We start from the raw sequence: 15,470 nt of genomic DNA on the forward strand, positions 1-15,470 counted from the left end.
AGCAGTGCATACGTCTATCGAGACGGACCACCAAGCGGCGCGATTCGGGATCACAGAGTTAAACGGAGGAGATATGCGGTGCCTGTGGCTCATCGGTTTGCTGATGTCGTTCCTACCCGCTCAGGCGCAGCCCTCCTGCGAGGCCCTCTTCGGGCGCGCCCAGCAAGCGCTCGAATCCTTCCAGCCCCGTTCGGCTGACTCCGCTGCCACGGCCACAATGCGGGCGACGTTGCAGCGGGCGCGCGCCTGCTTCGCCGCCCACCCCGCGCTCGACAGCACGGCCGCGAACCACTTCGCCCAGACCTATGGGCTCGACGTGCGGGTCCTCTGGGAGACGGGCCGCCCCGACGAGGCCGCCGCCCTAACCGAAGTGTTCCTCGGCGGTCCCCACCTGCGGGCCGACTCGGCCGGCGTCCGCTACATGCTTCAGTGGCGCGGCTTCCTCCTCGACCAGCGTGGCGACTTTGAGGCGGGAGCGCAGACCTGGGCTCAACTCCTCGACTACATGCCTTCCGCCTCTGCGTCCAAACGCACTGAGCTCTGGCTGACGCTGGCGTCGAACTATAGCTGGCTCGGCTGGTGGGACGATGCCCTCGCTATCTACCAATCGGTGCAGCAGGAACTGGGCGGCACGCCCGATCTCGGACCCGACCTGCGCGCCCACCTGGGCCGTGCGTTCTCGAATGAAGCGAAGCTGCGACTCCAGCAGCGCCACCTCCCCGGCAACCTCGCGCGCGGGCTCGACGCGGCTCGCGAAGCCACACGGTTGCTCCAGTTGGGCGAGTCGTCGCGGGAGCAGCACCACCGCGTGTTCGCCTACAACACGCTCTCCGAGGCATTTCTCGCTGATGGGCGGCTCGATTCTGCGCTCGTAGCGGCCCGGATGGCGACTGACCTCGCGGGTCGGCTGGAGCGGCCCACGCCGAGCGCCGAGATTGCCAGCTGGGAAGCTGTCGGCCGCGTCCTGTTGCGGCAGGAGCGCTACCCCGAGGCGCGGGCGGCCTTCGAGCGAGCCCTCGCTATCAGCGACGAGACGGACGTGGGCGGGACGCGCATGGCGGTGCTCGACGGCCTGACGACCACGGCCATGCACGCCGGCAACTACGAGCGCGCCGACTCCCTCTCCGCCCAAGTGCTGCACCTCGTCGAGGCAGACCGGACGGTAACGGGAAGAGGAACAGGGAAGAGCCGCGCGAACATCTGGTATCCGTACTACCTATCGCGCGTGGGCCTTCTCCTCCGCCAGCAGCGGAACGAAGAGGCGTTTCTCACCCTCGACAACGCGCGAGCACGTGGCCTCCGCGACCTCCGCCGCCGGCGGTTCAGCGAGCTTTCCCCCGCCGTCCACCCGGTGGCCGATAGTCTGGCCTCGGTACTCGCGGACCTGCATGACCAACTCGCCGAGCCGGGGCTCCGCCAGGCCGATATCGTGCGACTCCGGGGTCGTGTGAGCGATGTAGAAGCGCAGAAGACGGCGCTTTATGGCGAGGCCCCCATCTCCGAGCATCCGAGTCTCGCTCCGATCCAATCCACGCTCGCAGAGCGGGAGCAGGTGCTCGTGACCTACTACCTCGGCTCCCCGCCGCACGCTTTCGTGCTGCGCCCCGACACCCTCCTCGCCGTCCCGCTCGACCCGTCGCTCGACGCCGACCGCATCCGATCGCTGATGCAGGCGGTGAGCCCGCAGTGGAACCAGGCCGCCGGGCCGATCGAACTGGCGAACGCCTCGTTCGAGCTCGCGCCGCTGAAGACGCTCTACGACCTCCTCTTCGCCCCGATCGCGCCGCACATTCCCGAGGGCGCCGCGCTCGTCGTCGTGCCCGAGGGGCCGCTCGCGCAGTTCCCCTTCGGCCTCCTCCTGGAGCGCGACCCCGGCCGCTTCCAGTTCAGCGACGCCCCGTTCCTCCTCTGCCGCCACCCCATCTCGACGGAGCTCGCCGCGGCCCTCCTCCTCGACGAAGCGAACCCCGCGACCGCGTCCGACCTCGTCGCGTTCGGGCGCAGCGTGTTCGGCGGCATCGATCTGGAGTCGCCGCTCCGCTCGGTGTACGAGAGCGCACCGCCGCCCGACCTCCCGAGCGTGGAGCGCGAGCTGCACCACTTCGGACGCCGCTTCCCCTCTGCCCTCGTTGCCCTCGACGGCGCGGCGACGGAGTCCAGCCTGTACCGCTCGCTCGGCAGCGCGCGGCTGCTCCACCTCGCTTCCCACGCCTTCGTCGCCGAGAGCGACCCGCTCAACAGCTACATCCAGCTCACCGCCGATCCCGACAGCACGGAGGACGGGCGGCTCTACCTCTACGAGCTGCTGAGCCGACCGCTCAATGCCTCCCTCGTCGTGCTGAGCGGGTGCCGGACGGCGCGGGGGCGCGACCTCAGCGGCGAGGGCTCGCTCGGGCTCCACTACGCCGTCCGCGCCGCCGGAGCGAGCAGCAGCCTCGGCACGCTCTGGCGCGTCGACGACGCCGCAACGGTCGAGCTCATGGACCTTTTCTACGACCACCTCGCGCGCGGCGAGCGCAAAGACGTCGCCCTCCAGCGCGCGCAGATCGACTATCTTGACCAGCACGACGGGCTCCGCAACAGCCCGTTCTTCTGGGCCGCGCCCGTGCTCTACGGCAACCCCGCGCCCATCGACCTCCCCTCCTCCCCCTCTTCGTGGTGGTGGCTCGCCGGCGGAGGCCTGCTCCTCCTCGCCCTTCTGCTGCCGCGCTTGCGGCGCGCTGCCTCGCCCTGACTTCCCCATGGCCGAATCCGATCTCTTCCGCGAACTCCAATCGTTGACCACGGAAAAGCGGAACCCGCGCTCGATGCGGATCGATGCGGCCTCGACCGAGGAGATCCTCCGCATCATCAACGACGAAGACGCCGGTGTCGTCCCCGCCGTTCGCGCCGAGTTGGAGTACATCGCCGAGGCCGTCGAGATCGTGGTCGACGCGTTCAAAAAGGGCGGAAGGCTGATCTACGTCGGGGCTGGGACGAGCGGCCGGCTCGGCGTGCTCGACGCCGCCGAGTGCCCGCCGACGTTCGGCTCGCCGCCGGAACTCGTGCAGGGGCTGATCGCGGGCGGGAAGGCCGCGATGTTCCGCGCGCAGGAAGGCGCCGAGGACCACGAGTCGAACGGGCGCGAGGCGCTCATCGAAGCCGGCGTGACGGCGGACGACGTGGTGTGTGGGATCGCGGCGAGCCGGCGGACGCCGTACGTCGTCGGCGCGGTGAAGTACGCTCGTGAGATCGGGTGCAAGACCCTCTTCGTCACCTGCAACCCGCGCGACCAGTTCGACCTCCACGAGTACGTGGACGTGGCGATCTGCGCGGCGGTCGGGCCGGAAGTCATCATGGGCTCGACGCGGATGAAGAGCGGGACGGCGCAGAAGCTCGTGCTCAACATGATTACGACGGCGGCGTTCGTGCGGATGGGGAAGGTTTACGAGAACATGATGATCGACCTCCAGATGACGAACGAGAAGCTGAAGGAGCGCTCGAAGAAGATCGTCATGACGGCGACGGGCGTCGACTACGTCGAGGCGCAGCGTGCGCTCGACGCGGCGGACGGGCACGTCAAGACCGCCCTCGTGATCCTCCTCGCGGATGTGGACGCTGACGCAGCGCGGGAGCGGCTCGAACGCGCGGGCGGCTTCGTGCGTCAGGCTATCGCTGGGGAAACAGCACCTTAGCAAACGCCTCGGTTTCACGTGAAACCGATACGGACGCGCGGACCCGTCGGCGCGTGACGACGTTCATCGGAGACGCCACAGGGGCGCACATTCCGTGCGCCCCTCCCCTCTCTATTCCGCACCGCTGCCCGTGTCGCTCCTCACGCTCCGTTCGCGCGTCGCCGCCGCGCCGTTCTTCCTGCAACTCCGCAAAGAGGCCGCCGCCCTCGCCCCCGGCGACCGGCTCCGGCTCAAAGGCACCGTCGGCTCCCTCCCCGCCTTCGCCCTCGCCGACCTCGTCGAGCACGGCGCGACGCCGCTGTGCTGCCTCCTCGCCGAGCCGGAGTCGGCGGCGTACCTCCAGAGCGACCTCGAACAGCTCCTCGGCGAAGACCGCGAAGTGCTGCTGTTTCCGCCGAGCGGGCAGAAGCCGTATGACCGCGAGCAGATGGCCGAGAACGCCGCGCTGATCCAGCGCGCGGATGCGCTGCAAAGGCTCGAAGAGGGGTTCAATGGCATCGTCGTGACGAGCGTGACGGCGGTGGCCGAACTCGTCGCGCCGCCCGAGACCGTGGCGCAGGAGACGCTGACGGTGCGCGTCGGCGACGAAGTCGGGCCGGAGGCGCTGATGGAGCGGTTCATAGAGCAGGGATTCGAGGCCGTCGAGTTCGTCGCGCTCCCGGGCGAGCTCGCGCTCCGCGGTGGCATCCTCGACATCTACCCCTTCGCCGGCGACTACCCCGTCCGCATCGAGTTCTTCGGCGACGAGATCGACTCCATCCGCGAGTTCGACCCGCAGACGCAGCGCTCGGTGAGCCGGATGACATCCGCGCGCGTCGTCCCCAACCTCGGCGCAGCGGCGTACGACGACGTGGCCCACGTCGCCCTCCTCGACTACTTCCCCGATTCGACCCTCTTCGCTCTCTTCGACGAGGCTCGCCTCGACGACCGCGCCGACACGTTTCACACCGAAGCGACGGAGGCCTTCGCCACGCTCGACGACCCCGACGCGCCCGAGCCGGACCGGCTTTACCTCGCCGGCGATCAGCTCCGCGAGCGGCTCGCCCGCCGTCCGCGCCTCCTTTTCGGCACGTTCTCGCACGATGCCGAGCGGGCGCTGTCGCTCGAAGCGCAGCCGCAGCCCGACTTCAACAGCGATGTCCGCCGGCTCCGCACCCACCTCGCCGAACTGAAAGAGCGGGGCTTCGAAGCGTACATCCTCTGCGACAGCCAGGGCCAGCGCGCCCGCCTCCGCGAGCTACTCGGCGACGAAGACCACGAGCCCGACGCCGTGCTCACCGTCGAGTCGATGCACGAGGGGTTCGTCCTCCCCGAAGAGCGGCTCGCGGTCTACACCGACCACCAGGTCTTCCACCGCTACCACCGGCCGACGGCGAGGAAGCGCCGCCGCGTCAAAGGCGGCCTCTCCCTCCGCGACATCGCCGGCCTCACGCCGGGCGACTTCGTCGTCCACGTCGACTACGGCATCGGGAAGTTCGCCGGGCTCAACAAGATCACTGTCCGCGACAAAAAGCAGGAGGCCGTCCGCGTGCTGTTTCTCGGCGGCGACGAGCTGTTCGTCAACGTCAACGCGCTCCACAAGCTGCACAAGTACACCGGCAAAGAGGGCCACCAGCCGAAGCTCACGAAGCTCGGCAGCGGGCAGTGGGAGCGCGCGAAGGGCCGGACGAAGAAGCGCGTCAAAGACATCGCCCGTGACCTCGTGCAGATCTACGCGAAGCGGAAGGCGAGCTCGGGCTACGGCTTCGCGCCCGACTCGGTGTGGCAGCGCGAGATGGAGGCGTCGTTCCGGTGGGAGGACACGCCCGACCAGGCCCTCGCCGCGAGCGCGGTGAAGGAGGACATGGAGCAGCCGATCCCGATGGACCGGCTCGTCTGCGGCGACGTCGGCTTCGGCAAGACGGAGATCGCGATCCGCGCTGCGTTCAAGGCCGTGCAGGACGGCAAGCAGGTCGCCGTGCTCGTCCCGACGACGATCCTCGCGCTCCAGCACTTCGAGACGTTCACCGAGCGGCTTGCCCGGTTTCCGGTCAAAATCTCCCAGCTTTCGCGGTTCGTCCCGGCCGCCGAGCAGAAGGAGGTGCTCGCCGGGATGAAGAGCGGCGACGTGGACATCGTGATCGGGACACAGCGGCTCGCCGGCAAAAAGGTCGAGTTCAAGCGCCTCGGCCTGCTCGTAATCGACGAGGAGCAGCGGTTCGGGGTCGCGGTGAAGGAGCGGCTGCGGAAGATGCGCTCCGAAGTCGACACGCTCACGCTGACGGCCACGCCGATCCCGCGCACGCTCCAGTTCTCACTCCTCGGCGTCCGCGACCTCTCGACGATCAACACGCCGCCACCGAACCGGCAGCCCGTCGTCACCGAGATCCACACGTTCGACCGCGACCTCATCCGCGACGCGATCCTCTACGAGTTCAACCGCGGCGGGCAGGTCTTCTTCGTCCACAACCGCGTCCGCACGATCGAGGAGATGGCGATGATGATCCGCGCGATCGTGCCCGACGTGCGCGTCAAAGTCGCCCACGGGCAGATGAAGCCGACCGAGCTCGAAAACGTGATGCACGACTTCATCCAGCACAAGTTCGACGTGCTCGTCGCCACGAGCATCGTCGAGAGCGGGATCGACGTGGCAAACGCGAATACGATGATCATCGACCGCGCCGACCGCTTCGGGCTCTCCGACCTCCACCAGCTACGCGGGCGCGTCGGGCGGAGCGACCGGAAGGCGTTCTGCTACCTCATGGTGCCGTCGGTCCACACGCTCACGCGCGAGGCGCGGATGCGGCTCCAGGCCGTCGAGGAGTTCTCCGAGCTCGGCAGCGGTTTCAACATCGCCATGCGTGACCTCGACATCCGCGGCGCCGGGGCGATGCTCGGGGCCGAGCAGAGCGGGTTCATCGAGGATCTAGGCTACGAGACCTACCACCGGATTCTGGAGGAGGCCGTGCAGGAGCTCCGCCACGAGGAGTTCAGCGACCTGTTCAAGGGCGAGGCCGCCCCGCCCGCTGGCGAGTCGACGGTCGATGTGGAGGAAGACGCACTCATCCCCGGCCACTACGTCTCGAACAACACCGAGCGGATGAACCTCTACCGCCGCCTCGCCGACCTCGGCGAGCCCGACGAACTCGCCGCGTTCCGGCAGGAATTGGGCGACCGCTTCGGTCCGATCCCGCCTGAGGTGGACACCCTCCTGATGGCGGCTGAGATCAAAACGGCGGCGCAGGCCCTCCGCCTCCCCCGCGTCCAGTTCAAAAACCAGCGCCTCTTTCTCGACGTGCCCTCGCAGGACGCCGACCCGTACTTCTACGAGACGGCCTTCCACCCCCTGCTCGAACGCCTCGCCGCGCTCGACCGGCGCTACGTGCTCAAAGAGACAAAAGGCGGCCGGCTCCGCGCGATCGTGCAGGACGTCCCCGACCTCCCGACGGCGAAGCGGCTGCTGGAACAGCTCCGGCCGCTCGAAGCCATCGCCGCCTGACACGCTCACGCTTCGAGCGGGACCTCATCGTAATGCCGGGCGATGCTTTCGGCGCGCTCGCGGAGGTTGTCGCGCAGTGCCGGCGGCTCTAGGGCTTCTGCGTCGGTGCCGTAGCGGAGCAGCCAGCGCGCGATGTAATCGACGTTCTCGAAGTAGAACGTGACCTGCACGCCGTCGTCCGTCTGGATCTCTTCCTCGATCTCGGCCGGGATGCTGCGCTTCGCCCAGCGGTAGGTGCGCGGGTGGAAACGGAGGACGATCCGCTCGTTACGCGGATTCGAGCCCTTCTCCTTCAGGTACGCTTCGAGGTCGAAGTCGGCCGGCCGTTTGAACGTGTCAGTCATCATCCGCATCTTCCGAATCCGGTCCAGCCGGAAGTTGCGCACGTCTTTGCGGAGGTGGTCGTAGGCGATCAGGTTCCACGAGTCGGAGTAATACACGAGCCCGAGCGGGTCCACCTTCCGCTTCGTGAGTTCGTCGCGGCTGGCGACGTAGTACTGCATGAAGATACTCTGCTGCTTCGCCACGGCCTCGCTGAGGTCGTACCACCGCCCCTCCTCGTCGTGTCCCCCCTGCCCCGGATCGAGGTTGCGGATGTACGGCGCGATCACCGTGTTGTCCTGCAGCCGGTCGATGTAGTCGCGGACGGACTCGGGGAGGACGGAGCGGATCTTCAGGCCCACCTCGTCGGCGTCGGCGCGAAGCGAGAGGTCGGGCTGGAGCTTAGTGAAGGCCGTCCCCACGAGGAGCGTCGCCGCTTCGCGAGCGGTGAACATCAGGGGCGGGAGCTGATACCCCTCGAGGATCTCGTACCCCCCGCCTTCCGCGTACGTCAGCGGGACGCCGGACTCGCCGAGGGTGCGGAGGTCGCGGAAGATCGTGCGCCGGCTGACCACAAAGTGCTCGGCGAGGTCGCGCGAGGTCATGTTGGGGCGGTTCTGCAGAAGGAGAACCAGCGCGAACAGCCGTTCGGTTTTGTTGAGCGTGCGGTCGGCTTGGGACATGCGGCAGCGTAGGTTTCCGGGGTGGGGTGACAGAGATATGTCAACGCTTGAGCCCAGCGGCAGTTCGCCTACATCGAGCGATCACGTGCACTTTTTCGCGCGCGATGCTCGACCGCCGCCGCTCAGCAGATTGGTGCGGAAGCTCCCTCTGCAATCTCCCCGTTCGTAGACTCTACGGAACAGGACTCTCTCCCCTCCCCGTGCGGTTGCGACTCTCCCCTAAATCCCGACGCAACATCCTCCGGATCGTTCCCTTCGGAGTGATCTGGTTCGCCACGGACCAGGTGTTTCTGATCTCGAACTACGCCGCCACTGAAAGCTTCAACGATGTCCCGGACACCGCTATCAAGCTCGACATCGGGATCTACGTCTTCGCCAGCCTCGCCGTCGCCGCTGTGGGGTGCCTCGTCGGTGCCGTCGAGTTGCTCTACCTCAACCGGCGGCTGAGCACGCTGAGCCTGGGTGCGAAGCTCATCGCCAAAACGCTGTTCTACGCTGTACTCCTGACGGCGGTCATCCTCATCACCTTCCCCATTGCCGCGGCGATGGAGATGGATACGAGCCTGAGTGACCCCCGTGTCTGGGAGCGGCTCCAGGGCTTCCTCATCAGCAAGGCGAGCCTGAGCACGGGCGTGCAACTCACCGCCTCCCTCGTGGCGTCGCTGTTCTACGCTGAGATCAGCGAGCACATGGGACCGCACGTGCTGAGGAACTTCCTGACGGGCCGCTACCACACTCCCAAAGAGGAGCGGCGGGTATTCCTCTTCTCCGACATGAAGTCGTCGACACGCATCGCCGAGCGGCTTGGGCACGCCCGCTACTTCGTGCTGCTCCGGGCCTACTACGACGCTCTCGGCGACGCGATTGTCGAGCACGGCGGCGAGGTCTACCAGTACATCGGGGACGAGATCGTCGTGTCGTGGCCCGAAGAGATCGGGCTCAGCGATGGCAATTGCATCCGCTGCGTCCTGCAGATGAAGCGGGATCTGCACGAGCGAGCCGACTGGTTCGAAGAGCGCTTCGGGGTCGTCCCGGATTTCAAGGCCGGCCTGCAGGTCGGCGACGTGACGACGGGGGAAATCGGGGCGCTCAAAAAGGAGATCGTGTTCACCGGCGACGTGCTGAATCAGACCGCCCGGATCCAGGCGCTGTGCACCAAGCACGGCGTCGACGTGCTCGTGGGCGACGCGCTGAGAGCCCGCCTCGACGCCGACGACGCGTGGGCCTTCCGCTCGTTGGGGGAGCAGGTCCTGCGCGGCAAGGCACGCCCCGTGGAACTGTTTGCTTTAGAGCCGGACTACGGCGCGGGGTACGCGTACGAGGCCCCCAGCCCGAGCGGGATGCCGAGCGTCCAGTAGAGGATCAGGAACGCCGACCACACCACGAGGAACGCGATGCTGTACGGGATCATCAGCGACGTCAACGTCCCGATGCCCGTCCCCTTCACGTAGCGCTGGCAGTAGACCACGACGAGCGGGAAGTACGGCATCAGCGGCGTGATGATGTTCGACGACGAGTCGCCGACGCGGTAGGCCGCCTGCGTGAGGTCCGGCGAGATCCCGACCTGCATCAGGACGGGCACGAAGATCGGCGCGAGGAGGGCCCACTTCGCGCTCGCCGAGCCGACGAAGAGGTTCACGAACGCCGTCAGGAAGATGATGCCGACAACCGTCACGCCGCCCGGCAGCGAGAGCGCCTGCAACGCCGCCGCGCCCTTGACCGCGAGGAGCGCTCCGATGTTCGACGTGCCGAAGGCGTGGACGAAGAGGGCGCAGAAGAACGCCATCACGATGTAGTAGCCCATCCCCTGCATCGCCTTCGTCATCGCGTCCACCATGTCCTTCGAGGTGCGGAAGACGCCCGCGATCACGCCGTAGACCACGCCCGGAATCAGGAAGAGGAGGAAGATCAGCGGCACGATCGACTGCATGATCGGCGCGCGGAACGAGTTGAGCGAGCCCGTCTCGTCGCGGAACGGGGAGTCCGCCGGCAGCAGCGCGAGCGTGAGCAGGCCGAGCCCGAGCACGAGGACGGCCGTCGCCCACCAGAACGCCTTCCGCTCCCTCGTGTCGATCGTATCCATGTCCGGCGACTTCTCGGCGTCGGCATCGACCGGATTGCTGGCTTTGAGCCGCGGCTCGATGATCTTGTCGGTGATGAACCAGCCGAGCGCGACGATGAGCAGGCTGGAGGTCGCCGTGAAGAAGTAGTTGTTGAGCGGGTTGAGCAGGAGGCCCGGCGCAACCATCTGCGCGGCGGGCTGCGTAAAGCCCATCAGGAGCGGATCGAGCGCGGAGGGGACGGGGTTCGCGCTGAACCCGCCGGAGACACCCGCGAACGCCGCTGCGATCCCCGCCAGCGGATGCCGGCCGGCCGCGTAGAAGATGATCCCCCCGAGCGGGATCACGAGCACGTACCCCGCATCGATCGCGCTGTGGCTGATGAGCCCGACGAGTACGACGACCGGCGTCAGCAGCGCCGTCGAGGTTTTTCCGAGGAGGAGCTTGATGCTCGTGTTGAAGTACCCCGCCTCGTCGGCCACGCCCACCCCGAGCATCGCCACGAGCACGACGCCGAGCGGCGCGAAGCTCGTGAAGATCGTCACCATGTTCGCGAGGAACGTAGCGAGGGCCGTCCCGGTCAGCAGGTTGAGGACGCGGATCGGCTCGCCCGTGCGCGGGTCGAGGTCGGCGAACTCGACGCCCGCCAGGAGGGCCGAGAGCGCCCAGACCACGAAGAGCGAGATGAGGAACAGCATCGCCGGGTCCGGCAGCTTGTTGCCCACGGTCTCGATCCCGCCGAGCAATCGGTTGACGAACGAAGGCGGGGACGCGGAGGCGTCGGTGCGGGGCGGTTCCATCGGCGCGGGGGTTGGGTGAGGCCGCGAATGTAGCGACGGCCTTCCCACACCTGAAAGCCCCACCCGCCTGTTTCCGCTCGTCCTGTCCCGAACGACCCTTCCAAAACCGATCAGAAGCCGCTCTGCGTGGCACGCCGCGGAGGCACCGTGACGCTACCGGGGCAGGTAGGCGGCGAAGCCCGGCGTCAGCGTGAAGCGCCGGGTTCAGGCCCAGAGCCGCTGACGCGCCGCGCGGGCTTCCCAGGACCCGAATACGAATAAGACATCGAACAAGAGCAGGAACCGCATGGCGTTGAGCGCCACTTCTGCACCGTACGCTCCTTGCTTTGCTCCGTAACGCGCCCGCCTCAGAAGATCGACGTGCCGGTCTTGGTGGTCAGCAGTTCGAGAGCCATCGTGCCGGCGAGCGAGTTCCCCTTCGTTCCCAACCCGGGCGACCACACGGCCGCAACGAAGGAGCCGGGCAGCACGGCGACGATCCCACCGCCGACGCCGCTCTTCGCAGGAAGGCCCACGCGGTACGCGAAGTCGCCAGCCTCGTCGTACACGCCACAGGTGAGCATGACGGCGTTGAGGCGCTTGACTTGGCGCGGCGCCACGATCAGCACCCCGTCGGGGGAATGCCCGCCCGTGGCGAGGAACGTGAAGGCCCGGCACAGCGCGGTGGTGCTCATGGTCAGGGAGCACAGCAGGCAGTAAGCCTCCATCACGCGCTCGGGATCCTCGCGCAGCACCCCGAACGACTTCAGGAAGTAGGCGAGCGCCCGGTTGCCATCGCCGCTCGCGTATTCGGCCTCCGCCACGGCGTGGTCGTAGTCGAGCGACGGATCGGCCGCGGCCTCGCGGACGAAGGCAAGGAAGGGGTCGGTGCCGGTCGGGACCGCGTCGAGGACGGTATCGACCACCACGAGCGCGCCCGCGTTGATCATCGGGTTGCGCGGGCGGCCCCGTTCAGCTTCGAGTTGGACGAGCGAGTTAAAGGCCGTGCCGGAGGGCTCGCGCCCCACCCGCTCCCAGACCGCATCGCCGACGAGCCGCATCGCGAGGCCGAGGCTGAGCACCTTCGCGATGCTCTGGATAGAGAACGACCGGTCGGCGTCGCCGACGGCGTGCACGGCCCCGCCGACCGTGCGCAGCGTCATGCCGAAGCGCTCGCGGGGCACCGCCGCGAGGGGGGCGATGTAGTCCGCCACCCGGCCCTCAGTTAGCAGCGGGCGGCACTCCTCCTCGATCTCGGCCAGGATCCGCGCGTAGTCCATGGGCACTCGCTCACCTCCGTGTTGGGGTACGCAAGGTACCTACGCCTAGCAACGGAGTGGCGCTTCAGCCGCGCCGGGACGGAAGGGTTCTGCCGCCCGCTATGGATGGAGCACGTAGACCCGCCGACTTGTGCCTGCACCGATCAGCGCGCCCCATATCGCCGACATGGCCGAAATGCCCACCACATACTGAGCCCCGCTATCGGGGCTGAGTATCGAATCATCCCCCTCGGACAGGGCCGCTACCGCTAAGAGGCCTCCGATTCCAGCACCAAGAACTGCTCCCTTGAGGACGCCCCCAGCCCCCTCGTGCCGCGTAACCCGGACGACTTCGCTCGTCGGCACCGCGCGGCGAGCGGGCGGGCTGTGCCACGCGGTCGAGTCGGACCGAACGAACAACACCCGCCCCTCCTCGCGTGTGCCGTCGGCGAGTTCTACCGTGGCGTGGCGCCCGCGGAGTTGCTCGTCGAGGTGGTCGAAATCGCTGGGCACCGCGCGGCTAACGCTATGCGTAGCGGCGCAGCCTGAAATGAGAAGGGCTAGGAGCAGAAGGAAGCCGAGTCTCATGCAAGCGTAAGGCAGCAGAACAGAGTTGCCGTTCAGCCGCCGACGCGGCGAGACGGTGGAGCGGGCAAAGTAGAAGCTGCCGGTGAGGGAGGCAAGGTCGTGGAGCGGCAGGTCGGCCTGCGACGGCGGGTTCTGCCGCGCTTCACCCTTCCGTGAGCGGCGCCCACTCTAGCCCTTGAGGGACACGCAACGGGGCCACGTGGTAGGGGTCGAAATAGAGCCGCAGGGTGTCACTCGTCCCAACGGGCGTGAGCAGGTACGAATCCACGATGACGACGCCCTCCGGTCTTGGGGGGCCCTGAGGTGCGGGCTGTGCCGAGGAGGAGTCCGGGGCTACGGTATACATCGATGTTCGCGTCACCACTTCTAGCGGCTGACCGTCCTTCCGAAGGCGCGCGATCATCTCCGAGGAGGCCTGTATCCCTTTGAAAGGGCCGTAGCGCCCGATCCGGATGGCGTCCTCAGGCTTGCGTCCGTAGGCCTCGTTCTGCGCGGGCTCTACGTCAGCGAAGAGTTCGGCGTACTCCGTAAGTGTAAGAGGCTCCCTCGGCCAATCGAACCCGCCCTGCGACGCTGAGCACGCCGCGAGCAGAAGGAAGGCGAGGAGCAGGGATTGCTTCACGAAGTCGATCCGGACGGGAGGCATGCGGCAGAACTACTACTTCAGGGGAGTGGACGCCGCATAATACACCGGGACGGGGACTCCTCCTGCAACCCCGTCGCCTAATCCCCCCTCCCGGACATTATCCTACACCGCCGTCGCGTAAACGACGGGGTACGGCGCTTTCCGTGCGTAGTTGAACGGAGCGGCCCGATCCTCGGCCTTCCTCCTCGACAACGTTCGGTCAACGCGCTCACGCTCACCTGTTCCGCCTACCACTCAGACGTTAAAGCGAAATAGCAGCACGTCGCCGTCGGCCACGACGTACTCTTTGCCCTCGCTCCGCAGCGCGCCCGCCTCGCGCACGGCGGCCTCCGTGCCGTGCTTGTCGTAGTCGGCGAACTTGATGGTCTCGGCGCGGATGAAGCCCTTCTCGAAGTCGGTGTGGATGACGCCGGCGGCCTGTGGCGCCTTCGTCCCGCGCGCGATCGTCCACGCCCTCGACTCCTTCGGCCCGGCGGTGAAGTACGTGATGAGCCCGAGGAGGTCGTACGCCTCGCGGATCAGCCGGTGGAGGCCCGGCTCGGTCTGCCCGGCCTCGGACAGAAACTCCGCCCGCTCCTCCGGGTCGAGCTCGGCGAGCTGCGCCTCGAACTCGGCCGAGACGACGACGACGCCGGCCCCCTCGGCCGCTGCGATCTCGCGGACCGTGTCGACGTAGGCGTTCCCGTCAGGCAATTCGTGCTCGCCGACGTTCGCGGCGTAGAGCACGGGTTTGGCCGTGAGCAGAAAGACGTCGCGCAGCATCCGCGCCTCGTCGTCGTTCTGCAGTTCGAGCGTGCGTGCGGGCTTGCCGTCGCCGATGTGCTGGTGCAGACGCTGGTAAAACACGACCTCCTTCTGCGCATCTTTGTTGCCCGTCTTCGCCATCTTCTGCGAACGCTCGACCCGCTTCTCGGCCGTATCCAAATCCTTCAGCAGCAGTTCCGTCTCGATGATCTCGATGTCACGCGCCGGATCGACCGAGCCCGCGACGTGGACGACGTTCGGGTCCTCGAAGCAGCGGACGACGTGGGCGATCGCGTCGACTTCGCGGATGTGGGCGAGGAACTGGTTGCCGAGCCCCTCCCCCTTCGACGCACCGGCGACGAGGCCCGCAATGTCGACGAACTCGATCGTCGCCGGGAGCGTCTGCGCGGACTTCGCCAGCTCGGCCAGCCGGTCCAGCCGCGGGTCCGGCACGCCGACGACGCCGACGTTCGGCTCGATCGTGCAGAAGGGGTAGTTGGCGGCCTCGGCGCCGGCCTCGCTGAGCGCGTTGAACAGCGTGGACTTGCCGACGTTGGGGAGGCCGACGATGCCGACTCGGAGCGCCATGGGGATGCGGGGTGGGGAGAATAAATCGGGACGGGAATCTGCACGATGCAGCCCGCAGTCTACGGCGCGATGCGCGGCGGTGTCCCGCCCGCCGCTATCTTCAACCATTCCTCAGACACTGCCCCCTATGCCCGCCCGCTCCGCCGTTCTCGCCGCTGCGCTCGTCCTCGCCTTCGCGGCCGAGATTCCGGCGGCGCACGCCCAGTTCGCGACGCCGACGTTGCCCTTCGTCCAGGTCGGAGTGGGTGGCACGCCGGGCGTGGGCGTGCAGGCCGGGTTCGCGAGCCCCGCGCTCACCGTGCTCACGCAGGAAGCCTCGTTCTACGCCGACTACGCGCCGCGCTTCGTGGGCTCGGACGGGCGGCTGCTCGTGGCCCTCGGGCTCGGCGGGAGCGTCCGCGTCCTCCGCGTGCTCACCGTCGTGACGGACCTCGACGCGGGGCCGTACGACCTCGACGTGGGCTTCCGCTTCGGGCCGAGCTTCTTCTTCTCGTTCTTCGAGGAGACGGCGGCCAGCAAAGCGCGCTCGTTCCGCCTCTTCGCCGAGCCGTTCGCCCGCGGCTCCATCCGGTTCGACCGCCGCGTCGTCTACGTCGAGATCGGCACGCAACCGTCGCACCTCCGCGCTGGCCTGCTCCTCGGGCTGTGAC

At 67.7% G+C, this 15,470-nt stretch carries 10 protein-coding genes; 5 read left to right on the forward strand and 5 right to left on the reverse strand.

From position 1 onward, the window contains the following. Positions 1-103: 103 nt before the first annotated feature. The 3 genes from ABJF88_10000 (at position 104) to mfd (ending at position 7,152) form a co-directional block, all read left to right on the forward strand. Positions 104-2,734: a CHAT domain-containing tetratricopeptide repeat protein gene (locus tag ABJF88_10000; GenBank protein MEP0547251.1), complete on the forward strand. Its 2,631-nt coding sequence runs from the start codon at positions 104-106 to the stop codon at positions 2,732-2,734. A gap of 7 nt (positions 2,735-2,741) precedes the next feature. Further along, the gene (gene murQ, locus ABJF88_10005; GenBank protein MEP0547252.1) at positions 2,742-3,674 is read left to right on the forward strand and encodes an N-acetylmuramic acid 6-phosphate etherase; all 933 of its coding nucleotides are present in this window, start codon (positions 2,742-2,744) and stop codon (positions 3,672-3,674) included. A 94-nt stretch (positions 3,675-3,768) separates the two neighbouring features. After that, entirely contained in the window at positions 3,769-7,152 is a 3,384-nt protein-coding gene (mfd, locus tag ABJF88_10010) for a transcription-repair coupling factor (protein MEP0547253.1), read from the forward strand. A 5-nt stretch (positions 7,153-7,157) separates the two neighbouring features. On the opposite strand, the gene ABJF88_10015 is transcribed toward mfd, so the two are convergent. Then, positions 7,158-8,156, reverse strand: coding sequence for a YafY family protein (locus ABJF88_10015; GenBank protein MEP0547254.1), 999 nt, complete (start codon positions 8,154-8,156; stop codon positions 7,158-7,160). Positions 8,157-8,416: 260 nt separating this feature from the next. On the opposite strand from ABJF88_10015, the gene ABJF88_10020 reads away from it, so the two are divergent. After that, positions 8,417-9,514, forward strand: a complete 1,098-nt coding sequence (locus ABJF88_10020; GenBank protein MEP0547255.1) for an adenylate/guanylate cyclase domain-containing protein — start codon at positions 8,417-8,419, stop codon at positions 9,512-9,514. Here ABJF88_10020 and ABJF88_10025 read toward each other — a convergent pair. The 4 genes from ABJF88_10025 to ychF all read right to left on the reverse strand — a co-directional run bounded on the left by ABJF88_10025 (position 9,454) and on the right by ychF (position 14,820). Then, on the reverse strand, positions 9,454-11,016 hold the full coding sequence (locus ABJF88_10025; GenBank protein MEP0547256.1) for an AbgT family transporter: 1,563 nt from the start codon (positions 11,014-11,016) through the stop codon (positions 9,454-9,456). The two genes, ABJF88_10020 and ABJF88_10025, sit on opposite strands and share 61 nt — an antisense overlap. A gap of 347 nt (positions 11,017-11,363) precedes the next feature. Next, positions 11,364-12,275, reverse strand: coding sequence for a glutaminase (locus ABJF88_10030; protein MEP0547257.1), 912 nt, complete (start codon positions 12,273-12,275; stop codon positions 11,364-11,366). A gap of 709 nt (positions 12,276-12,984) precedes the next feature. Next, positions 12,985-13,488 (reverse strand): hypothetical protein, encoded by a 504-nt coding sequence (locus ABJF88_10035; GenBank protein MEP0547258.1) that lies wholly within the window; start codon positions 13,486-13,488, stop codon positions 12,985-12,987. Positions 13,489-13,722: 234 nt separating this feature from the next. Continuing rightward, positions 13,723-14,820: a redox-regulated ATPase YchF gene (ychF, locus tag ABJF88_10040; protein MEP0547259.1), complete on the reverse strand. Its 1,098-nt coding sequence runs from the start codon at positions 14,818-14,820 to the stop codon at positions 13,723-13,725. Positions 14,821-14,947: 127 nt separating this feature from the next. On the opposite strand from ychF, the gene ABJF88_10045 reads away from it, so the two are divergent. After that, entirely contained in the window at positions 14,948-15,469 is a 522-nt protein-coding gene (locus ABJF88_10045) for a hypothetical protein (protein MEP0547260.1), read from the forward strand. Position 15,470: the final 1 nt, after the last annotated feature.

This window comes from Rhodothermales bacterium (assembly GCA_039944855.1).
Taxonomy (GTDB): domain Bacteria; phylum Bacteroidota; class Rhodothermia; order Rhodothermales; family JANQRZ01; genus JBBSMX01.

Bases quoted from the DNA above. Each gene is read 5' to 3' on its own strand.
- ABJF88_10000 (MEP0547251.1), top strand. From the start codon at position 104: ATGTCGTTCCTACCCGCTCAGGCGCAGCCCTCCTGCGAGGCCCTCTTC.
- murQ (MEP0547252.1), top strand. From the start codon at position 2,742: ATGGCCGAATCCGATCTCTTCCGCGAACTCCAATCGTTGACCACGGAA.
- ABJF88_10015 (MEP0547254.1), bottom strand. From the start codon at position 8,156: ATGTCCCAAGCCGACCGCACGCTCAACAAAACCGAACGGCTGTTCGCG.
- ABJF88_10025 (MEP0547256.1), bottom strand. From the start codon at position 11,016: ATGGAACCGCCCCGCACCGACGCCTCCGCGTCCCCGCCTTCGTTCGTC.
- ABJF88_10030 (MEP0547257.1), bottom strand. From the start codon at position 12,275: ATGGACTACGCGCGGATCCTGGCCGAGATCGAGGAGGAGTGCCGCCCG.
- ABJF88_10035 (MEP0547258.1), bottom strand. From the start codon at position 13,488: ATGCCTCCCGTCCGGATCGACTTCGTGAAGCAATCCCTGCTCCTCGCC.
- ychF (MEP0547259.1), bottom strand. From the start codon at position 14,820: ATGGCGCTCCGAGTCGGCATCGTCGGCCTCCCCAACGTCGGCAAGTCC.
- ABJF88_10045 (MEP0547260.1), top strand. From the start codon at position 14,948: ATGCCCGCCCGCTCCGCCGTTCTCGCCGCTGCGCTCGTCCTCGCCTTC.